18 protein-coding genes, 1 tRNA gene and 2 pseudogenes are annotated in these 20573 nt (G+C 57.2%); 3 read left to right on the plus strand and 18 right to left on the minus strand.

Translation table 11 applies throughout. From position 1 onward, the window contains the following. Positions 1-135: 135 nt before the first annotated feature. A complete protein-coding gene (locus AAC636_RS07180) occupies positions 136-1191 on the minus strand; it encodes an ATP-binding protein (protein WP_340300929.1) in 1056 nt (351 codons plus the stop codon). A gap of 188 nt (positions 1192-1379) precedes the next feature. Here AAC636_RS07180 and AAC636_RS07185 point away from each other — a divergent pair, with 188 nt between their 5' ends. Then, positions 1380-1754, plus strand: a complete 375-nt coding sequence (locus AAC636_RS07185) for a hypothetical protein (RefSeq protein WP_340300930.1) — start codon at positions 1380-1382, stop codon at positions 1752-1754. Between the two features lie 8 nt (positions 1755-1762). Here AAC636_RS07185 and AAC636_RS07190 read toward each other — a convergent pair whose 3' ends face one another. The 7 genes from AAC636_RS07190 to rplU all read right to left on the minus strand — a co-directional run bounded on the left by AAC636_RS07190 (position 1763) and on the right by rplU (position 8008). Beyond that, positions 1763-2947, minus strand: coding sequence for a trans-sulfuration enzyme family protein (locus AAC636_RS07190; protein ID WP_445322545.1), 1185 nt, complete (start codon positions 2945-2947; stop codon positions 1763-1765). Beyond that, positions 2944-4179: a glutamate-5-semialdehyde dehydrogenase gene (locus tag AAC636_RS07195; RefSeq protein WP_340301113.1), complete on the minus strand. Its 1236-nt coding sequence runs from the start codon at positions 4177-4179 to the stop codon at positions 2944-2946. The genes AAC636_RS07190 and AAC636_RS07195 overlap by 4 nt, the downstream gene beginning before the upstream one ends. Positions 4180-4218: 39 nt before the next feature. After that, on the minus strand, positions 4219-5325 hold the full coding sequence (proB, locus tag AAC636_RS07200) for a glutamate 5-kinase (RefSeq protein WP_340261440.1): 1107 nt from the start codon (positions 5323-5325) through the stop codon (positions 4219-4221). 17 nt (positions 5326-5342) lie between these two features. Beyond that, a complete protein-coding gene (gene obgE, locus AAC636_RS07205) occupies positions 5343-6383 on the minus strand; it encodes a GTPase ObgE (protein WP_340300931.1) in 1041 nt (346 codons plus the stop codon). Positions 6384-6454: 71 nt separating this feature from the next. Continuing rightward, positions 6455-6994: a GNAT family N-acetyltransferase gene (locus tag AAC636_RS07210; protein WP_340300932.1), complete on the minus strand. Its 540-nt coding sequence runs from the start codon at positions 6992-6994 to the stop codon at positions 6455-6457. A 96-nt stretch (positions 6995-7090) separates the two neighbouring features. Next, positions 7091-7360: a 50S ribosomal protein L27 gene (rpmA, locus tag AAC636_RS07215; RefSeq protein ID WP_340300933.1), complete on the minus strand. Its 270-nt coding sequence runs from the start codon at positions 7358-7360 to the stop codon at positions 7091-7093. 12 nt (positions 7361-7372) lie between these two features. Further along, positions 7373-8008 (minus strand): 50S ribosomal protein L21, encoded by a 636-nt coding sequence (gene rplU / locus AAC636_RS07220; protein WP_340260661.1) that lies wholly within the window; start codon positions 8006-8008, stop codon positions 7373-7375. 322 nt (positions 8009-8330) lie between these two features. Here rplU and AAC636_RS07225 point away from each other — a divergent pair. Continuing rightward, positions 8331-8420 (plus strand) — tRNA-Ser (locus AAC636_RS07225). Between the two features lie 504 nt (positions 8421-8924). Next, positions 8925-10895 (plus strand): DUF2075 domain-containing protein, encoded by a 1971-nt coding sequence (locus AAC636_RS07230; protein ID WP_340251223.1) that lies wholly within the window; start codon positions 8925-8927, stop codon positions 10893-10895. A gap of 138 nt (positions 10896-11033) precedes the next feature. Here the strand turns inward: AAC636_RS07230 and AAC636_RS07235 are convergent. The 10 genes and pseudogenes from AAC636_RS07235 to AAC636_RS07280 form a co-directional block, all read right to left on the minus strand. Continuing rightward, a pseudogene (locus tag AAC636_RS07235) lies at positions 11034-11168 on the minus strand (3-keto-5-aminohexanoate cleavage protein); the annotation flags it as partial. Positions 11169-11182: 14 nt separating this feature from the next. Further along, positions 11183-11446: pseudogene (locus AAC636_RS07240) on the minus strand (alpha/beta fold hydrolase); the annotation flags it as partial. A gap of 634 nt (positions 11447-12080) precedes the next feature. Further along, positions 12081-13124: an alpha/beta fold hydrolase gene (locus tag AAC636_RS07245; RefSeq protein WP_340251221.1), complete on the minus strand. Its 1044-nt coding sequence runs from the start codon at positions 13122-13124 to the stop codon at positions 12081-12083. Positions 13125-13373: 249 nt separating this feature from the next. Then, positions 13374-14729, minus strand: coding sequence for an IS1380-like element ISPme1 family transposase (locus AAC636_RS07250; protein ID WP_012112698.1), 1356 nt, complete (start codon positions 14727-14729; stop codon positions 13374-13376). A 76-nt stretch (positions 14730-14805) separates the two neighbouring features. Next, positions 14806-15168: a hypothetical protein gene (locus tag AAC636_RS07255; RefSeq protein ID WP_340251218.1), complete on the minus strand. Its 363-nt coding sequence runs from the start codon at positions 15166-15168 to the stop codon at positions 14806-14808. Continuing rightward, positions 15165-15506: a hypothetical protein gene (locus tag AAC636_RS07260; protein WP_340251216.1), complete on the minus strand. Its 342-nt coding sequence runs from the start codon at positions 15504-15506 to the stop codon at positions 15165-15167. The genes AAC636_RS07255 and AAC636_RS07260 overlap by 4 nt, the downstream gene beginning before the upstream one ends. Continuing rightward, a complete protein-coding gene (locus tag AAC636_RS07265; RefSeq protein WP_340251214.1) occupies positions 15503-15853 on the minus strand; it encodes a hypothetical protein in 351 nt (116 codons plus the stop codon). The genes AAC636_RS07260 and AAC636_RS07265 overlap by 4 nt, the downstream gene beginning before the upstream one ends. Positions 15854-16050: 197 nt before the next feature. Beyond that, positions 16051-18375, minus strand: coding sequence for a phage/plasmid primase, P4 family (locus AAC636_RS07270; RefSeq protein WP_340251212.1), 2325 nt, complete (start codon positions 18373-18375; stop codon positions 16051-16053). 285 nt (positions 18376-18660) lie between these two features. Beyond that, on the minus strand, positions 18661-19056 hold the full coding sequence (locus AAC636_RS07275) for a hypothetical protein (RefSeq protein WP_340251207.1): 396 nt from the start codon (positions 19054-19056) through the stop codon (positions 18661-18663). Positions 19057-19058: 2 nt separating this feature from the next. Further along, positions 19059-20342: a tyrosine-type recombinase/integrase gene (locus tag AAC636_RS07280; protein WP_340251205.1), complete on the minus strand. Its 1284-nt coding sequence runs from the start codon at positions 20340-20342 to the stop codon at positions 19059-19061. Between the last annotated feature and the right edge of the window lie 231 nt (positions 20343-20573).

Consider the following 20573-nt stretch of genomic DNA (forward strand, 5'->3'; position numbering starts at 1 on the left):
CGTGGTTCGCCAAGCTTTTGTGACAGAAACGTAACATTTATATGACAATGCCCTCGGATCGCCCAAATTTTGTGAAAATTCTGTGAAATTCCGAAATTTTGAGCATTACTTTAGGAAAATAGCGGATTTCGATGGTTATTCGCTCGGAAGAATCACGGAAAAGCAGCTGCCTTTCCCCTGTTCCGAAGTGATTTTCAAACGCCCGCGATGGCGCTGGACGATGTGTTTTACAATCGCAAGGCCCAAACCCGTTCCCCCCATGGCGCGACTGCGGTGATTGTCCACGCGATAGAATCGCTCTGTCAGGCGCGGGATGTGCAAGGCATCAATTCCTTCCCCTTGATCGATGACATCGACACATAAAAGCCTGCCCTTAAGGCTGCCCTGACCTGTCTCGTGGCGCATCTTGATTGTTAGGGTCTTGTTCTGTCCGCCATATTTCAGGGCGTTTTCAATAAGGTTGCGGAAAACCTGTGTCAGTTGATCGCTGTCGCCGCGCAATTCGGTGCTAACATCATCGGGGCGCTGTATCATCACCTGACAGCCGCTTTCTTCGACCAAGGGGCGCAAGGCTGCCTGCACGCGCGAGACAACATGCATCACATCAATCACTTGATCGGGGCGCTGACGCTGTTGTGATTCAACCCGTGACAGCGACAAAAGATCCCCGATTAGGCGGTTCATCCGCTGTGCTTCATCCTGCATGATCTGCAAGAAACGCGATTGCGCTGCGGGGTCTTTGGCGGCAGGCCCGCGCAGTGTTTCGATAAACCCAAGAATTGCCGTAAGCGGGCTGCGCAATTCGTGGCTGACATTGGCCACAAAATCGCGGCGCATTTCTTCAACCTCGGTCAAATGGGTGACATCTTCGAAATGCAAGACAATACCAAGCTTTGCTTCGGGCAAGGCCGTGATGCGCACGATAAACCGCTCGGCCCCTGCGGTGCTGGTTTGGATAAATTCCGCCTCGGATGAGACGCCAGATTGCAAAACCTGTTCAATCGCCCGCGCCAAAGTAGGCTGGCGGAACAGTGTCACATACGAGCGGCCTTGCGCCCATGTTCCAAACATGGCCTCAGCTTCTTCGTTTTGTTCGAGCAAAATACCATTTGGCCCCAAGCGAACCATTGGGTCAGGCACGCAATCGAACATGGCTGTCACAATTGCCTCAAAGGAATGGGTATTGGTCATTTTTTGGGCCTTTTTTGGGGGTAAAGGGTCGAATCAATATGCACTTTAGCTTCGCCAAGTTTCAGAAAATGTCGACCGCCCCTTTTTTTTGTGCTTTTTCATTCTAATTCGTTGCATCTGTAACGATTTTGCGGCGGATAATGGATTAGGCGTCAGGTCTTAGATGTCCGAATTGAAAGTGCGGGACGATGTCATCGGCTTCGAATAATGACACCGCGTTGGGTCAGATGCGCAACTTGGTTTTGGTGGATGTTCCCCCAAATCTCGCCTCTCGTTTGCCGCGCATGGTGGTTGATGCCGCGGAAATGGTTATTGCGGCAAATATTGATAAAATGCCCGAAATTTTGGCCACTGAGCGCCCTGATATGGTGATCTCACCCTTGATTGGCCCGAAATTTGACGCGATTGAATTGGCGGTTCAACTGCGCAAGGCCGTATTTCGGGGGCGGCTGGTGGTCATTTGCGATAAGCTGCCTGACCCCGCTTTGATCCGACAAGAACTGGAAAATCAGGCCTTGGGGTTCACGGTTAGCCTGTTGGTTTTGGGCGATAAGGACAGGTAGATCAGGGTTTACACCGCTGCCAATGCCGCTGTGAAATCGGATTTCAGTTGCGTCACATCTTCAATCCCGACTGACAGGCGGAAAAAGCCTTCGCTGATGCCAAGGGCCGCGCGCCCCTCTGGCGTTAAGGCGCGGTGACTGCTCGAGGCGGGATGGCTAAGAGAGCAGGCCACATCCCCCAATGTGGGCGCAAAGGCGATATTGGGGGCCGCTTGCACAAAACGATTGGCCGCATCGCGACCGCCCTCAATCTCAAAGGACAGCATATTGCCCCCCTGCCCCTCAAATAGCGCCATGGCGCGGTTGTGATCAGGGTGATCGGGACGCGTTGGATATAGCACGCGCTTTACCTTTGGATGATGGGCCAAAAATTCGGCCAAGGCGGCTGCATTTTCCTCTGCCCGCGCATAGCGCAGATCAAAGGTGAACAGACCCCGTTCGGCCAGCCAACATTCATAGGGTGCAGGCGTCAAGCCCGTGGTGACCGCAAAATCATAGATCGCTTTGCGATGGTCTGGGTTTTTCGCGGCAACATAGCCCAAGGTCACATCGGCATGGCCCGCCAAAAGCTTGGTCACGGAATGGATGATGATATCTGCCCCGACCTGATAGCTGCGCATCATTGCGGGCGTGGTAAAGGTGTTGTCCAACACCATGATCAAACCATGTTGGGTGCAAATCTCGGCAATGCCTGCCATATCGGCCACACGCAAGGTGGGGTTTGAGAGGGCCTCGACCAAAACCAATTTTGTATTGGGGCGAAGGGCGCGTTTGAGGCTTGGCGCATCGGTCGGATCAAATTGACCCGTCTCGATTCCAAAACGCGGCAGGTCTTGCGACATCAACCGCAAGGAGCGGCCATATAGCTGGTCGGCGCCGATCATGTGATCGCCCGCCTTCAAAAGCCCCAGAAGTGCGGCGGTGATCGCGGCCATGCCAGACCCCGTGATCAGGCCGCCCTCTGCGCCTTCTAGGGCATCAATACGCGCGGCCAATGCGGCTGCGTTAGGATGACCTTCGCGTGCATAGGTATAGCCCGCCAATTGCCCACGATATTGTGCGTCCAGTTGGTCAGGGCTGCCTGCGGCATAGACTACGGATTGGTGCAAAGGTGTGGCCACTGGCCGCGCCACGCCAATATCCATGGCTTGGCGGCGGATGATCTGACTGGTGGTTTTGGGATCTTTACTCATGCGCGGGTCGTCCCATTTCCTTTGACGATATATTTGAATGAGGTCAGCTGCTCTGCGCCTACAGGCCCGCGGGCGTGCATTTTGCCTGTGGCGATACCGATTTCAGCGCCCATTCCAAATTCCCCACCATCGGCGAATTGAGTTGAGGCGTTGACCATCACAATCGCGCTGTCGACATTCGCGGCAAAAATCTGTGCGGCCTCAGGGTTTTCCGTCAGGATCGCATCCGTATGGCCCGAGCCAAACTGGGCAATATGATCCATCGCAGCAGATAGGTTTTCCACTGGCTTGGCGGCGATGATCATATCCAAGAATTCCTTGCCAAAATCGTCTGGTGCGGCGCGGTTTGTGCCTGCGATATCGGCCAAAGCCCCATCGGCGCGCACCTCAACCCCTGCGGCAAGAAGTGCGGCAATAATGGGTTCCGCATGGCTATTGATCGCGTCTTGATGGATCAGCAAACATTCAGCCGCGCCACAAATACCTGTGCGGCGGGTTTTTGCATTTAACACCACGGGCAGCGCCTTATCCAAATCGGCATCCTTGTCGATATAGATATGACAGATGCCTTCAAGATGGGCAAAGACAGGCACGCGGGCCTCAGCCTGCACCAAACCGACCAAGGCCTTGCCACCGCGCGGCACGATGACATCAATCTGTCCTTGTGCATTCAACATGGCGCTGACAGCCGCGCGATCCCGTGTTGGCACGATTTGCACGGCCTCTGCGGGCAGGCCAGCCTCAGTAATGCCACGCACAATCGCAGCGTGGATGGCGCGCGAAGAATGAAAGCTTTCCGATCCCCCCCGCAAGATCACGGCATTGCCAGATTTCAGGCATAGCGCCGCTGCATCCGCAGTCACATTGGGGCGGCTTTCATAGATGACGCCAATCACGCCAAGCGGGGTGCGCACGCGGGCGATATGCAACCCTGTGGGCCTGTCCCATTCTGCAATCGTGGCGCCAATCGGATCGGGCTGTTCTGCAATCGCCCGCAGGCCACTCACTATATCGCGCAGTCGATCCTCGATCAGGGTGAGGCGATCCATCATCGCCGCTGTCAGCCCTTTTCCACGTCCGTAATCCAGATCTTGCGCATTCGCGGCCAGAATATCCGCGCGGAATTTCCACACATAGTCTGCCGCGCCAATCAGGGCTGCATGTTTGCGTTCAGCCGATGCTATGGCCAAGGCGCGCGCCGCAGTTTTCGCGCCCGAGCATAGACCGTTCATCAATCCTGTGATATCCTCTGTCACTGGCGCAGCCCTCCCTTATAAGGCCATGTCATCGCGATGCACCAAGGCCGCGCGCCCTGGATAGCCAAGTAATTCTTCAATCTGATCAGAATGATGGCCTGCAATAATCTTGGTTTCATCGGCACTATAGCGCGACAAGCCAATTCCGATATGCGCGCCGTCTTGGCCAAGCAGTTCTACAGGATCGCCGCGCAAGAAACTGCCTGAAACTTTATGCACCCCAGCAGGCAGTAGAGACTTCCCCAGATTGAGCGCGCGCAACGCGCCAGCGTCCAAGGTCAGGCTGCCTTTGGGCTTCATTCCCAAAATCCAACGCTTGCGCGCATCTTGGGGGTCGAGTGTTGGAATAAACCATGTCACCCGCGCGCCGCCCTCAATCGCCGAAAGGGGCGCACTCACCGCCCCTTGGGCAATCGCCATTGCGCATCCTGCACTCATGGCATTGCGTGCGGCCATCAGTTTGGTTTTCATTCCACCCTTTGACAGACCCGTTCCCGCATCGCCTGCCATCGCCTCGATCTCAGGGGTGATGTCATGGATCACGGGGAAATGTATGGCGCTTGGGTCTTGTGAAGGGTTGGCGGAATAAAGCCCATCCACATCTGACAACAAAATACATTGATCCGCGCCCGCCATGGCGGCCACATTCGCCGCCAGACGATCATTGTCGCCATAGCGGATTTCATCAGTGGCAATAGTGTCATTTTCGTTGACGATGGGAACAGCACCCTGTGCGAGAAGCGTTGCAAAAGTCGCGCGCGTGTTCAAATAGCGCCGCCGATCCTCGCTATCATCCAAGGTCAGCAGGATTTGTGCGGCCGTGATCCCATGCGGGGCGAGATATTCTTCATAGGCGCGGGCCAAACGGATTTGCCCTACGGCGGCGGCGGCCTGCGCCTCGTCAAGGGAGAGCGCCTTGGCCCCAAATCCAAGCACGCCGCGACCAAGCGCGATTGAACCAGACGACACCACGATCACATCCGTGCCGCGATTGCGCAGCCGCGCGATATCCGCGGTCAAATCTTGCAACCATGCCTCGCGCAATTGGCCTGATACACCATCGACCAAAAGGGCCGAGCCGATTTTAACCACCAATCGCCGCGCCTGTGCCAGTTGCGGCACCGCCTGCTGGGGCTGTGTTATGGCCGCCACGCTTCGTCTTCCTTTGCGTCCAATTTCTTTTGGCGCAGATTGCTGTCATCAATCCCCGCGCGCAAGACCCGTAACACCTCGGTCACGCCTGTTTTTGCGACCCCTGACATCAACATGACTTTACCGCCAATCGCCTTTTGCAAGGCCTCGCGCTTTTCGGCGATTTCTTCATCGCTGAGCGCGTCAATTTTATTGAGAACTGTGACACGGGGCTTGTCATACAGCGCGTCTGAATAGGCCTCTAGCTCGGTCAGAATGGTTTCACAATCACCCACGACATCCTCGGATGTGCCATCAATGAGATGCAACAAGATCGCGCAGCGTTCGATATGACCCAAAAAGAGATCGCCAAGCCCCCTGCCCTCAGATGCGCCTTCGATCAAACCAGGGATGTCAGCAACCACAAATTCGACCCCATCGACCCCAACAACCCCCAAATTCGGGTGCAGGGTGGTAAAGGGATAATCCGCGATTTTCGGGCGGGCATTGGACGTTGCTGCGAGAAATGTCGATTTCCCCGCATTTGGCAAACCCAAAAGCCCCGCATCCGCAATCAGTTTAAGGCGCAGCCAAATGGTGCGCTCGACCGCCTCTTGGCCAGGATTTGCACGGCGGGGGGCCTGATTGGTGGCAGATTTGAAATGTAAATTCCCAAAGCCACCATTTCCTCCCTTGGCCAACAGCACGCGCTGGCCAACCTCGGTCAGATCGGCGATGACGGTTTCAATATCCTCGTCTAGGATTTCTGTGCCCGCAGGCACGCGCAAAATGATCTCGTCACCATCTTTGCCCGTGCGCTGCCGCCCCATGCCAGGCTGCCCGTTTTTGGCAAAGAAATGCTGCTGATAGCGAAAATCAATGAGGGTGTTTAGCCCATCAACCGCAACCGCCCAGACATCACCGCCGCGCCCGCCATCGCCACCATCAGGGCCGCCATATTCAATGAATTTTTCACGGCGAAAGCTGACGCAGCCAGAACCGCCCGCGCCCGAGCGGATATAAACTTTGGCAAGATCAAGGAATTTCATAAGTTCACCTTTCGCGGGCAGCTTATGGCGCTCCCTTGCCAAATTAGGAATGTCTAACCTGCCTTAGCGCCTTAGATCAGTTTTTTCAAATATGTCCATGTGGGCAATGCCGCGCTACGCGCGACTGAATAGCTTTCTGCATCGCCCAGATATTCAAAGCCTGCATTCACCAAAACCCGCGCCGAGCTTGGGTTGTCTTGAAAGACGCTTGCGAAAATTGTGTCATTGGCTAGCGGATTGGCAGCAATGAGGGCGCGCACCACTTCAGAGGCGATACCCGTGTTCCACATTGTGGGGGCCACCCAATAGCGGATTTCCGACTGCCTGCGATCCATTTGGTGCAATTCGATCACGCCAACCAATTCCGCCCCACCTGAAGGGCTGGCATCAATTGCCCAAATCACATCTTGGGATTGATCCGCCAAGGCGCGCTCAATCATGGCTTCAACTGCCCCTGGTGGCAGCGGATGCGGGATATTGGGTGTCATCTCGGCCACGCGTTTGTCGGATGCGTAAAGCGACATCAACCCTGTATCCGCGATGCTTAAGGGGCGCAGCTGAAAGCGACCTGTCGTGATGACAGATTGCGCGGTGATTTTGTCTTGCTTCATGATCGCACCTATTGCCCCATTTTAGGGCTTAACCAACGAAAAAAGGGCCGGCTGAAACGCCGGCCCCTTTTCGAAATCATCGCGAAAAGCGTGGCGTTACTCAGCAGCTTCTGCTGTCGGCAACACGGATATAAATGTGCGGCCCTTAAAGCCCTTGCGGAAGCTGACATTGCCCTTGGCGGTTGCGAAGATCGTGTGATCTTTGCCAATGCCAACACCTTCACCCGGCCACCATTTTGTGCCGCGCTGACGGCAGATGATGTTACCTGGAATTACGGCTTCGCCACCGAATTTCTTAATGCCAAGGCGGCGACCAGCACTGTCGCGGCCGTTGCGGGACGAGCCACCTGCTTTTTTATGTGCCATGTGTCTCTCTCCTTATGCCTTGTCCGCTTTCGCGGCTTTGGGTTTCGCAGCTGCCTTTTTAGGTGCTGCGGCTTTCTTCTCGGCGGCGTCCTTCTTGGGGGCTGCTTTCTTGGCAGGGGCCTTTTTAGGGGCGTCTGCCTTTGCATCCTCTGCTTTTGCGGCCGCAGGCTTTTTCGCGGCTGCCTTTGCAGGCTTCTCTGCCGCGTCTGCCGCCTTCGGCGCCGCTGCCTTCTTGGCAGGGGCTTTTGCAGGGGTTGCTGCAACCAAGGCCGCCATTTCAGCCGCAGAAACAGAACCCGCGCCAACAGCCGCCTTAACGCCAGATTTATCCGCGCCCGAGGCAAGGATCTCTGTCACACGCAACAGGGTCAGTTGCTGACGATGGCCCTTCGTGCGCTTAGAGCTGTGCTTACGGCGGCGCTTGACGAAGTGGATCAGCTTTTCGCCTTTGATCTGGTCGATCACAGTGGCCTGAACAGCAGCACCAGACACAAGCGGCGCACCAAGCATTGGCTTGTCGCCACCGACCATCAGAATTTCGTTGAATTGAACGGTTTCACCCGCTGCAGCCGCCAGTTTTTCAACGCGCAGAACGTCACCCGCCTGCACCTTATACTGTTTGCCGCCTGTCTTAAGGACCGCGAACATGGGCCTTTCCTTTCCAGTTTCGCGCCGTGCGGCCCCCGCCTTGGGGTGTTGATGCAAGGGTTTGACCCACTTGCGCCTCTGGCTGCGCACCCTGATTTCAGGGCGTTCATCACAAAAATCAGAAACCGCCCGAGTCACCTCGCGCGGCCTGTGTGCTGCGTATGCCCCAAGGGCGTTTGACTGTCAAGGTGAAGTCAGAGGCAAATCATGGCAAACAGGGCTATGCATTCAAGGCCGCAAAAAATCTTGCAAGCAGCTGCCCACACCCCCTTGCGCGCCCTGCCGCCTGCCGCTATTCCCCCACCACCCTGACCCAAAGCGCGGAGAGGTGCCGGAGTGGTCGAACGGGGCGGTCTCGAAAACCGTTGTGGGGGTGACTCCACCCAGGGTTCGAATCCCTGTCTCTCCGCCAATATCCTTTTCAAGCTATTGATCTTGTTGAGTTATTTTTGCGCTCACTCACCCAACCCACCCACCAGACGACCCATCGTGACTGTTGTTGAACACCGTTGTGAGGTCCACTGTGGATGGGCTGGCGAGTCTTGACCCTGGGGAGTGCGAGGGGGGGGGGGCGGCCACATGGCCAGAGGATGGACCCCGCCCCGGGGTATAATGGGTTGGCTGTAACTGCGTAGGGTGGTCAAGAAAAGGTGTAACGTTTGTAGACTTTGACAGCTTTGTGCGAGTTCTCCGAGCGCATCCTGCTTGACCTTGCAATGAGGGCTGCTCTTAACCTGTGGCGCGGTACTCACAGTTCTGAGATTCCCGCGGCAGTTCGTCCTGTGATAGCCATTCAATGCAACCCGATACCGTCAGAGATAGCACAAAGCACATGACAGTCCGCTTACGCACAGTAGAAAAAATCAGTTACATGCCCTACTAAAAAGGGGTCAGGTAAATAACCCGGGTGAAGTTGATGCAGGTGGCGTATTACGACGCTCCAATTGCGGCGTTTCTTGAAGCCGATGAAGATTCCATCTTGGGCACTCTCGTGCAGCATCATGGCTTCGCTCTAGAACACCAGCAGCGCGGCGCCTGGATTAACCAGATAAACTTACTCAAGCCGGTGCTGTCGGACCTCGCGAGCGGTCACATCCTGTTCGAGTTTGCGATCCCAAGAATGGGAAAGCGTGCAGATGTGGTTCTTCTTTTCGACGGCGTAGTCTTTATTCTCGAATTCAAGGTGGGCGCTCGGAACTTTGACCGCTCAGCTATCGAACAGGTCCATGACTACGCTCTGGACCTGAAGAACTTTCATAAGGGCAGCCACGAACTGCCGATCGTCCCTATAGTCCTCGCAACCGAGGCGGCAGTCGCAGGGCTGCCAAACGTGAGGTTCGCGCCGGATGGTATCGCGTACCCCGTTCTTGCACGGATTGACCAACTGCCTGCGTTGTTCGTCTACTGCACTGGCGCAACTGCGCTTGACCCCATCAATGTTCAGAATTGGCTGAGGTCTGGCTATCAGCCGACGCCTACAATTGTTGAAGCGGCCCAGGCGCTTTACCAAAATCATGCCGTCGAGGAAATCGCCCGATCGGATGCTGGCGCTCGGAACCTTAGACAGACAACAGGCTGCATTTCAGAGATTATCGATCGCTCCAAAATTGGGGGACGAAAGTCAATCTGCTTCGTTACTGGTGTTCCAGGGGCCGGCAAAACTTTAGCCGGCCTCAACATCGCGACCAAACGCGCACAGGAACACTCTGATGAGCACGCTGTGTTCCTCTCTGGAAATGGTCCCCTGGTCTCGGTGCTACGCGAAGCCTTATCGCGGGATGAGGCCACGCGTGAAGGAACGTCAAAAACAGATGCCCATCGTAAAGTTTCTAGCTTCATTCAAAACATCCACCATTTTCGGGACGAGGCATTAAACAATACTGCCGCGCCCCATGAGAAAGTTGCAGTATTCGATGAAGCACAACGCGCCTGGACGCGTGAGCAGGCAAGCCGATTCATGCAAACAAAGCGTGGACATCTCGGCTTCGACATGTCGGAACCAGAATTCTTGATTAGCGTGATGGATCGTCACGACGATTGGTGTGTGGTGGTTTGCTTGATTGGAGGCGGTCAGGAGATCAATACAGGTGAGGCCGGGCTTGGAGAATGGCTATCGGCGCTCAACGACCGCTTTAAGAACTGGGACATCTACATCTCAGATCGGCTCGAGGACGGAGAGTACGTAACGGACGCGACATCAGTGCGCCTTCTGCACGAGCTTCCAGTTCAACGATCTCCCGAACTCCATCTGAGCGTATCAATGCGATCGTTCAGGGCGGAAGCGCTATCGAGCTTTATTGGCAGCATTGTTGACAATCGTACAGAAGCAGCGAAGGAAGTCTATCGTCAGATTGAGGGGCGCTACCCGATTTGGCTAACGCGAGATCTCGATGCAGCGCGGGGGTGGCTTCGGAACATCGCCCGCGGAAGCGAACGCATTGGGCTGGTTTCATCCTCAGGCGCGCATCGCCTGCGCCCCGAGGGCGTGAACGTAAAGGCAAAGATCGACGCTTCAACTTGGTTCTTAAACGAAAGAACAGATGTGCGCTCATCGTTCTACCTTGAAGAGGTTGCAACCGAGTTCGACGTCCAGGGGCTTGAACTCGACTGGGTTGGAGTTTGTTGGGATGCTGATTTCCGACATACTGGCGACGATTGGCAGTTCTACAGCTTTCGGGGCACCGCCTGGCAGAAAGTCAATCAGGCTGAGCGTCAACTCTACCTGAAAAACGCCTATCGTGTGATCCTGACCAGGGCCCGGCAGGGCATGATCATCTTTGTCCCGCTAGGTAGCTCATTGGACCCCACGCGAACGCCAAGTTACTACGATGAGACCTATGCCCACTTGAAAGCTTGCGGTTTGAAGGATCTACCCCTGTCTCCCTGAAGGTTGCACCAAGTCGTTAACGCCATGAATAACACAAAACCGACATCAGCTTTGTGATTAAGTTTTGCAATAGCTACTGGACCAGGTTGCAAGCAGTCCACGTCAGGAATGCTTGATAGCGAGAAAATTCAGCTCCATGATACTTGCCCCGGCTTCGAAGGCGGCATGGCTGCTTTCGACCTGTTCCGAAACGCTGATCGGCACGGCAGGGTTGTTGGCCTTGGTGGGCAACGATCCGGTGATCGCGACGCAGATGATGCAAGGGTTGGTCATGGGGGTCGTGCCTTTCAAACGGCGTGGGCGCAGGCCATGGGCATGCGGGCCAACGCATCGAGGAAAAAGGGGCGAAAGCCCGCGGGGTGTTCGCTCATCGGGAAATGGCCAAGTTCGTCCATCACCGCAAGGGTGGCGCCGGGAATGGCCGCGGCGGTGCGGCGCGCATCTTCGGGCGTGCAGGTCAGATCATAGGCACCCACCAGCAGATGCACGGGGGTGTTCGCGGTGTCGATCTGCGCAAGCCGGGTGATCAGGCTGTCATCCTTGGTGAAAAACATGGAGCGTAGAATTGCGCAGATCCCAATTACAGATCTCGTGGCAAGCATCAAAATTGCGCTTTCTTCCGTTTATCCCCTCGCCCACGCGATACTGATCCTATTTGAATTTTTGGCACCAGCAAAAAGACTTGAACCCCGGGATCTCTGATTGAAAACATCTATCCCTGTGCCGTCGCGACCCGCACAATATTTCAAAGGCCACCCCACTGAACGCAGGCCGTGACCAAAAAGGGAAACCGTCAGAGCAACAACGCGCGATCAAATAGGTTACCAACGGGCAACCCAGCCCAAGATAAATGGCCTAAACATAAAATTTAAAAGACATTCCTGAAAATGGCGGAGGGGATGGGCCTGACGTCAAACCTTCTCCACCGCATAGCCGACTCGGTTCCGAATTCGCAGAGCAATACTCTCAATCGTAAAGGCAAAGGCCGGGCTGTTCGACTTCGCGGCAGAACGCCGTATCGGCGTGCCCGCGACTACAGGTTTCCGGCCATGGCGGAATGCGCTGCCGCTCTCGGGTCCTCAAGATGGAGCGGTCACTCCTGTCCATGGCTTCCAGCCTTCGCCGTTCCCAAAAGAGTTGAAAGAAGCCCGCCGGCCATTTCTATGTGCCGACGGGTCCGACTGTTCAACCCATGAGGTCGCGCAGGTTTGTATCGAGTTGCGCGATCATCGCCGCGTCCGTCCCGAAGAGGCCCAGATGTCCGTCGATGCTGTCCAGCACCCTGAACTGGGCGTCCTTAACCAGCGCGGCTTCGCGTTCGCAGTCGGATGGCGGGAAGAACATGTCGTGGCTGATAGGCATCACGAACATCTTCGCAGTGATGCGGCTCAGGGCCGCCGCAAGATCTCCACCCGCATGACGCGAAACATCGCCGCGCTGCCACTTCCACGCCATGCGCAGCAGGTTGTTGGGGTCCATCGGTCCGAAATAGCCGCACATGAAGGCATCTACGAAATGTCCCATGTCAGTGAAGCCGAGCGCCCGGTGCCGTCCTTTGGCAAAGAACTCGGTCGACCAGCCCATCACCGTCCAGAGCATCGCGTGGCGCCGCAGTCCGGCCGCCACATCGGCGGAGGTCTGATAGGCTCCGCCAGCGTAACCTGGATCTGTGGTGATGGCTTCCATCAGCGTCTGGGTGAACAGGAAGTCGTGCTCGGTATTGGCTGCGGTACCGGCCAACGGGGCCGCCCGTGCAACCATGTCGGGAAAGCGCACCGCCCATTCGTAGGTCTGCTGCGCACCCATCGATCCGCCGATGACCAGTGCCAACCGCTCGATCCCGAAGTGCTGTGTCACCAGTCGATGCTGCGCAACCACATCGTCGCCGATGCGGACGAACGGGAAATCCGCGCCGCCGCCGGGGCCCGAAGTATTCGACGGCGAGGTAGAGAGCCCGTTCCCGATCTGGTTCACGAAGATGAAGAAATGGTTTGCAGGGTCCAGCGCGCGACCTGAGCCGACGTAGACGTCCTGCATGATCCTGCTGGTGCCCGAATACCAGGTCGGGACAAGGACCGCATTGCTGCGATCTGCGTTCAACGTGCCCTGCGTTGCAACGGCCAACTGGCAATTGCGCAGCGTGCCGCCTTCTTCCAGATCAAGATCTCCGATCCCGATCAGGTCGTATGCGCCGTGCACGTCGTGATTGTAGTAGGGGTGCGGTGCCATGGTTTCCTCCCTCGCGCCGATGCAAGCCGACATTCCCCAAGTGGCCTGCCGCTTGACTTCAAGATCGCCTGATTTTGCTCGCTGGGCAAGCGTTTTTTTGGCCCCGAGCGGTGTCTGTCGTCGCGCAAACGGCCGAAGTCGGGTGGATCAAGCCTCGAACCCGCAGCATTCTGGCCCGGCAGAGCCGCTTTTCCGCGCGGCAGACGGACCTGTCCTGCCGCTTTCGTTCAGCTTGGGCATGGATCGTGGTCATGCGCATGACGGAGGCGTTCGAAGACGGCGGATGGCGGCAAGGACGGCCCGCACCATCGGGCCGGTGACGGCGACCTCGGCCAACTGGAAGGTAATGGCGCGGGCGTGGCGGACGACGCGGGCGCCGATCTTGATCAGCTTGAGTTGCAGGCTGGTCAACGACCAGTCCGCCATGGCCTCGGGCAGTTCGATGCAGCGCAGGAAGGTTGCCAGGTTGTAGGCCAGCGCGTGCAGTTGCAGCCGCACCTCGTTGTGCCGGAACTTCCGGCATGACAGCCGCGTCCAGCGAAAGGCATATTTGCCTTCCTTGATGTGCTGCTCTGCGGTGCCGCGCTGGTTGTAGAACCTCACCACCCAGTCTGGCTCCATCGGCAGGTTGGTGACGATGAAGCCGACTTTGGGGAACAGCTCGCCCGGATGCCATTCGATCTTGGCGATGACGCGGCGCGGCTTGTCCCAGGACGCCGCCTGATACTCGAAGTCCTCGAAGAACCGTTTGACCTTGGTCAGCGAAGGCCGTCCCACGGGCCGTGTCAGCCGATGCGCGATCTTCTCGCGCAAGACGGCGTTGGCGGGCAGACGGATGGCGTAGAAGAACCTGGCTTCTTCCAGCCGCATATAGATCGCGGGGATCGCGTAGGCAGCGTCGGCCCGGAAGAAGCGTCCACCAAGGTCGCGGCCAGCATATCGGGCAATGACGGGATCAAGGACATCCCGCCAGCCATCGGCGCTGTGGACATTGCCGTTACGCAGGGCGCAGCGCTCCAGCATGCCAAACTGGTTGAACAAGAAGATGGGGTGATAGCAGGTGCAGTCGAAATGCCCGTTCCAGGCAGCACCTTCCTGATCGCCGTGGGTGGGGCTGACCGAGCTGTCCATGTCCAGCACGATGTATTTCAACCCGTTGCGGTCATGAAACCGGTCGATCCATTGGCCGTTCAGATCGGCCAGCGCCGCCCGGTTCGCGGCCAGAGCCAGCGTCTCGGTCTCGAACCGTCCCATCTGCGATGCCGAAGCAGCTTGCGCCTCGACGGCCCTGCCGCCAACGACCTGACGCATCACGGGATCGAGGGCCAAGCGGTCGGCATCGTTCACATCCTCGTATCCGGCCAGTCGTCCGAACACCGATTGCCGGAACAATCCGTCAAGCCGATGGAGCGTGTTCTTCCCGGTGCGGCTGTCTCGCAGCGCCTCCGACGCCAGATTGGACAGGCCGAGCACGTCATCAAGCTCGCGCATCACCAGCAGGCCACCGTCTGAACTGATCTGCGCACCACGGAACTCCAGACGCACACGGCGGTCGAAATCAACCCGATCTCCCCGCGCCAAGCCCGCACCCTCCAGGTGATCCATGAAACGCGCCCCTCGCAGCCGTCAACGCCATGATTTATATGCGAAATATCACGATTACGACAGCGAAATCAGCGACTTACTTGGAGAATGTGGGTCCATAACCTTCTGCGACCATCAATGAAGCATATGACGCGGTGCCGTATCTGGAGATGTATTCACATGCAGTTGAAAAACCACTCTCACCCAAACTCATTCTTTGGCCTGCAACAAAACCCCGCAAATATTGTTGGCAAACCTGGACATCAGCGACCCTCAGCGCCTCTGGCGTTAATCCATTATTTGTCTCAGGATTCGGAATCCCACTAAGCACAGACAATCGATTTAATATTTGATCAGTTTGAGATGCCACTACACAAGGTGACAATGTCAAATCGATATTCTGTGCGGACACCGGCAAAGTCCAAGCAATACAAAAAAAAATCTGCAGAAATTTTTTCACACAGTGGTCCTCCAAACTCTTCTACCTCCCCCATCTTGTGACCAGTCCCTGCTTCGTGTCCAGCCTAACCGTCTTAGAGCCAATCCGATACTGCCTGCGCAGGGGCGGGCGTTGTACCGACCGTGCAGCCGCGCCACGAGTTCGTCCATGGCCCACGGGCGGTTGCGCTGTGCGGGCGGCAGGGAGCGCATGAGGGCCTCGATCTGATTGGTCAGTGGGATGTCGCATTGAATGCGACTGTCGCGCAGGCGCTTGCGCTCCGCTGCACGGATGGCCTCTTTAGATTCGTTCTTGGCGCGTTCACGCTCGGCCCGCAGATGGTCGATGTAGCGTTTCATGTGTCAACTTCCTGTGGTGGCAGGATAACGACTTCCGGACATACAGGGCAGTCTTCAGGACAAAGATTCATGGCTCTGATAAACCCGTGGCCAACGTGTTGCGCCGCCCTATGCGCTGCATCCTCAAGCTCACCCTCTCGCTGCGCGCAAGAGCCTTCTCTGTCTGGGAAGGTCCATCCCGCGCGCCCGTACCGGTCACCTTCACTGCGCGCGGACCATTGCCATGTTGTAGGTCCAAATATTGCTTTCGGATCAAGGGGTGTAATTAGGGCAACAATTTCATCTCCATAGAACCCGGCGTATGTATTGTTTCCATCGGGCATGAAGGTCAGCTTCTTCTTTTCCATGTCTTGTTTCCTTTCGACCGGGGCAGCGGTTGTAAAGTATTGCGTGGTTTGCGCGGTTTGGGTCCATTTCCCATAAAGTCCCTATGTGAAGCTCTATAGAAAAAGTTTCGGGATGAGCTCTGAAACTGAGCAAAGTGCGCATAACCACACATGCGAGGGGCTGCTCCAGTAGAAGGTGGGGCAGCCCGTGTATATTTTTATTTCAAGTGTATCGTATCACGCTGCAGCGCTATCCGGGCATATTCGCGACCCGAATTAACCTTTGGATGCCCCCGGTCGCTCAGACGACGTGTAAAGGTGTTTTTAGTGGCAGCCCGGCTGCCGTTTTCGGCCGCCCAACTAATATATGCGGCGTAAAGATCACCTGTCGGGCAACTCAGGTCTGCGCCCATGCGGCACCGGTCGCTTATAAACTGACCTATGATGTCCTCATCGGTCCGGTAGCCTTCCGTCGCGGTTTTTACAGATTCGGGCACGGCCAGCCCGTGTGCCCAATAGTCCTTCACCCCGTCGAGCGCCCAGTTCAGGATGCCACTGCCTTCACGGCGTAAACGTTCCTGAAGTCTCGAATCTTGTTCATGCTCGGGTATTTGGACGCTCCAGTCGATCAGCGTCACCCTGCGCCATATGCCCAGGCTCGTGTCGTGAATCGCTGGGCGGTGGTTCCCGGCCATGATGAACGTATGTGACGGAGCGAAGTCGATAAATGACCTCCCGTATACCGGCCGCGCAGTCAGCACATCGCCACCGGTCCAGAGCTTGACACGTTCTTCGTCCAAGCGCCCCTCCCGTACCTCACTAGCGAATGTGCCCCTTGCGCCCTGTAAGCGAAGGGTGTCGGCGCTTGGTCCTTGGGAGGACCGATCTTGCCGCATAAGGGCCTCGGCTTGTATACTCACAGCGTAATCGCCAAGTATGAACATCAGGGCGTCAACGAAGGTGGTCTTCCCATTTGCACCACCACCGTGAAAAAAGAACAGACGCTGTTCGCCTGGCTTGCCCCAAAGGGTCAGCCCAGCAACTTGCTGGATCAATCTGCGCACCGCAGCATCGGGCTGGACACGAGCTAGGAACGCCTCGAACTGCGGTGCAGCGGCTTCTGGAGCGAACTCGACGCCTGCTCGCTTTGTGATGAGATGATCAGGGCGGAACCCGATAAGCGAACGCTTGCGCAGGTCGAGCACGCCGTTCCTGACACCCAAGAGGTCTGGCTGAGCATCGAGGTCGGCAGCCGCCACCGTCATGCCATCGTGCGTCCATCCCACGGCTGCCATTGCGTCCATGCGCGGCAGAGTACTGCTGGCCGCCGCGTGCTTCGCGGCCTTCTGGCTCGTCTCGACCTGTCCCTTCTCCATTAAGGCCGCACCGGTCTCGTGGATATACGCGATGGTTTTGCGGGCGGCCCGCCGGATCATATTCGTCGGGTCACCTGCCTTGCTCCACCCGGCGTGCGGGTCGAACCTGAGCACATCGCCGGTCTGGTCCACGCGCAGCAACCGCCCCCGCCAGACATTTGCGAATATACTGCCGTTGAGAACGTCCCGCTCCTCGACCTGATCAGTCACAAGCACCGTCGAAAGCCGTACACGCCGAGGGTCTTCCCAGCCTGCCGCCTTCGCCATGCCGAACAGTGTCCCGAGGGTTATGCCGCCCGCCGGTTCGATGCTATTCCACGCCTTGTCGAAAGCGGCGTCGGTGTATTTCTCACCCCCCTCTGACCATGTGCGTGCGAGACCTTCGGCACACGCCCACTCCGTGGAACGGATCGCCATCAGCACGGATACCCACTCCGGGTGGAGCATATCGGGGTCAAGCACTGCCAAGGCACCGCGCACCCGCTCGACATTCGCGGGTGTCTCTGGGTCGGGGCCATAGGCACCGAAGTTTACGGCCTTTGCACCCGCGTTCTTTACGGGTGCTCCGGACAGGCCGCCTTTAGCCTGCACCGCAAGACGCATGGCGGCTACACCAGCGTCTACCGACTCCCATGCTCCGGCGTTCATAAGCACTTCCCCGGTAACGGTCACGAACCGGCCTTGAGCATACGCCTCGAACCCTGTGCCCTTGTCTGCGATTTGGGCGAATCCGCTCGTCGATCCAATTACCCTTAGACCGCGCCCCGATGGGCTGCGTTCAATATAACAGTCCTTACACGCCTTCATTATGCGCCGAACATCCAAATCGTTGATGAGCTTGCCGCTCGCGTCGATGCAGTTGTCGAGGTCGAGTGCACCGATACCCGTACTGGACAGGAGCGCGATGCCCATGCCCGCGTAATGCTGCGGAGCGGCGTTATAAGCCGCCAAAGCTTCGTCGAAGGTCACAAGATTGGCCACGTCTTCCGGGTTACCAAGAGAGCCGCTCCGCACTGCTCCATTCGCATAGTACGGCACCTTGTCGGGCTTGGGTTTGTCGGCCTTTATGACCGCTTTCCAAAGTAACCAGAGCTTCTGCGCCTTGAGTTCATAGGGAACGACGTCGCCCATGCATGCCGAGGGTGGATTGAAATAGTCGCGTTTCATGACACGCCTCCGTTCAAGTAGGCACGAACATCGGACACGCGCCACCGGCGGGCCTGCGGTCCAATAGCAATGGGCTGCGGCAAACGCCCAGCCTGCACGTCACGCCAGATCGAGGCGCGGCTGCGCCCTGAGAGGATCGACAGCTCCTTCGCCGAAACCAATGCCTCAGCAGGCAGGCTGGTAAGTGTTTCAAGTCTTTGCGGTATGGCCATGGTGCCCTCTAGTTGCGTTTGGATGACACACGCATATCGGCTGATGGCAGGGGCAGTACTTGGTCTGTCCAGATTATTTTGGCATGCGCTCAAAGTACCGTAGAACGGTCCTTTTACTTAGCCCTTCTGCAATCGCGATCTGCTCCGCCTTGTGTTTTAGCCCCCAGTACTTGAGGTTCCTCGTACGAGCATCACGGCACCGCTCATCAGCTGCTGCTGCCTTCCCTTTGCCGCCTGCCGGACCCCTTTCTGGTGGCTTGATCAGCTGATGCTCTTCGTCGTCCGTATATTGAAGAAATTTATCATTCGCATTCGGAGTCTCGGACACTATCGCGTCAGCAAGTGGCGACGGCTGACCAAGCCGACTAAGAAAGTAGTCGGGCACGTTTGCGGCGGCCTTGTCCATCTGCTGTCGCATATTTGCCTTTGCACGCTCTCTGGCTTTCCGTTGTGCTTTTGTTTCTTTCATCCTCACCCCCTCCCTCCCAGCGCAACAACATTCCCACCAGCAGCCACTCCCGTGACATGTGCCGCCCATGCGTCCATTACGCCACGCCGTTGCTCTACTAAATCCGTCCGGTGATAGGCTGCTTCGACGGCATTACGGATCGTATGCGCAAGCGCGCGCTCTGCTAGATCACGTGATACGCCCTTCTCACTGGCCCAGTCTCTGAATGTCGACCTTAAGCCATGGGGCACCGCAGGACGCCCAGACCGCTGGTCTAGGTATCCTCCATCCCGAGCTTCGTTGATGCGCTTCATGCAGGCACTTAGTGCCGCGTCAGACAGCATCCCACCCCTCACCGCCGGAAAGACGTAAGGCGAGCCCAAATCGCGCGGCAGCGCCTGCAACAGCGCGACCGCCTGCGCGGTGAGCGGCACTCGGTGCTCCTTTCCAGCCTTCATCCGCTGCGCAGGTATGGTCCAAAGCTCGGCCTTGAGGTCGATCTCAGCCCATGTAGCGCCCCTGATTTCACCCGACCGCGCAGCCGTTAGGGCCATGAATTCCAGCGCTCGGGCAGCTACACCATCGCGCCCCTTCAGATCAGCAAACCAACGAACCACGTCGCCGATTGACAGCGCGGGGTGATTAGTGACCTTCGCCACTTTCGAGGGCTTGGGCAGGATTGCGTCAAGGTTTCCTTTCCACCGGGCCGGATTGTCACCCTCCCTATGTCCCGCCACGGTCGCCCATGCCAACACCCCCTCGATACGCCCCCTCACGCGGGTCGCCGTCTCCGTCTTCGTCTGCCACATCGGCTCTAGTACGCGCAGCACGTCCGGGACGCCTATGTCACCCACCAGCATCTTCCCCAACTTCGGGTTTGCGTATGTGCCCAGGGTCGAGCGCCACTGATCGCAGTGTTTGGGGTTCTTGAACTCAGTCAGTTTGCTATCAAGGAACTTCTCGACAGCCTTCTCGAAGGTCAGCCCGCGTTTCTGCTCGGCCTGCAGCCGGGAGCGCAGCGCCTTGCGCTCCTCGACAGGGTCGAGCCCCTGCCAGACCTTCTCCAGCTCAGCACGCGCGCGTTCACGCGCCTGCGCCAGCGTCACGGTGGGATAACTACCCAAGCCGATATGCCTGCGCTTGCCGCCCACTGGCGTACGGAGGAGCCATGACTTGGACCCACTCGGCGTGATCTGCAGCATCAGACCCTGCACCCCGCCGACCGAAATGACCTTGTTTGACTTACCCCCGTCATGCTCCAGACGCTTAACCTCAAGTGCTGATAGTTCCTTAGCTAGCTTTGGCATTACCAACCTTCCTACCTACCCAAATGCTTGCGATCATCTGAGACTAGCTGAGATAGGGTGCACAAGTAAAATCGATCAAGGCCTTGTAAAAAATTATATTTTTAACCTGAATGTGCTCGGATGACACAATTAAATGGCGGCCTGTCTCTCCGCCACATCCCTGCACACCCAATCCCTGCCCCGCGCATTTGCGTCTGGCTTTTGTCGGGCTTTGCCGTTATGGGCCTGCGA

This window comes from Roseobacter sp. HKCCD5988 (genome assembly GCF_037830355.1).
GTDB lineage: Bacteria > Pseudomonadota > Alphaproteobacteria > Rhodobacterales > Rhodobacteraceae > M30B80.

What these genes read in the sequence shown, in the direction of transcription:
- rpmA (WP_340300933.1), bottom strand. Translation starts at nt 7,360, where the DNA reads ATGGCACATAAAAAAGCAGGTGGCTCGTCCCGCAACGGCCGCGACAGT.
- AAC636_RS07250 (WP_012112698.1), bottom strand. Translation starts at nt 14,729, where the DNA reads ATGGATCACCTGGAGGGTGCGGGCTTGGCGCGGGGAGATCGGGTTGAT.
- rplU (WP_340260661.1), bottom strand. Translation starts at nt 8,008, where the DNA reads ATGTTCGCGGTCCTTAAGACAGGCGGCAAACAGTATAAGGTGCAGGCG.
- AAC636_RS07185 (WP_340300930.1), top strand. Translation starts at nt 1,380, where the DNA reads ATGTCATCGGCTTCGAATAATGACACCGCGTTGGGTCAGATGCGCAAC.
- AAC636_RS07210 (WP_340300932.1), bottom strand. Translation starts at nt 6,994, where the DNA reads ATGAAGCAAGACAAAATCACCGCGCAATCTGTCATCACGACAGGTCGC.
- obgE (WP_340300931.1), bottom strand. Translation starts at nt 6,383, where the DNA reads ATGAAATTCCTTGATCTTGCCAAAGTTTATATCCGCTCGGGCGCGGGC.
- AAC636_RS07260 (WP_340251216.1), bottom strand. Translation starts at nt 15,506, where the DNA reads ATGAAACGCTACATCGACCATCTGCGGGCCGAGCGTGAACGCGCCAAG.
- AAC636_RS07270 (WP_340251212.1), bottom strand. Translation starts at nt 18,375, where the DNA reads ATGAAACGCGACTATTTCAATCCACCCTCGGCATGCATGGGCGACGTC.
- AAC636_RS07190 (WP_445322545.1), bottom strand. Translation starts at nt 2,947, where the DNA reads ATGAGTAAAGATCCCAAAACCACCAGTCAGATCATCCGCCGCCAAGCC.
- AAC636_RS07245 (WP_340251221.1), bottom strand. Translation starts at nt 13,124, where the DNA reads ATGGCACCGCACCCCTACTACAATCACGACGTGCACGGCGCATACGAC.
- AAC636_RS07180 (WP_340300929.1), bottom strand. Translation starts at nt 1,191, where the DNA reads ATGACCAATACCCATTCCTTTGAGGCAATTGTGACAGCCATGTTCGAT.
- AAC636_RS07230 (WP_340251223.1), top strand. Translation starts at nt 8,925, where the DNA reads ATGCAGGTGGCGTATTACGACGCTCCAATTGCGGCGTTTCTTGAAGCC.
- AAC636_RS07265 (WP_340251214.1), bottom strand. Translation starts at nt 15,853, where the DNA reads ATGGAAAAGAAGAAGCTGACCTTCATGCCCGATGGAAACAATACATAC.
- AAC636_RS07195 (WP_340301113.1), bottom strand. Translation starts at nt 4,179, where the DNA reads ATGAACGGTCTATGCTCGGGCGCGAAAACTGCGGCGCGCGCCTTGGCC.
- AAC636_RS07280 (WP_340251205.1), bottom strand. Translation starts at nt 20,342, where the DNA reads ATGCCAAAGCTAGCTAAGGAACTATCAGCACTTGAGGTTAAGCGTCTG.
- AAC636_RS07275 (WP_340251207.1), bottom strand. Translation starts at nt 19,056, where the DNA reads ATGAAAGAAACAAAAGCACAACGGAAAGCCAGAGAGCGTGCAAAGGCA.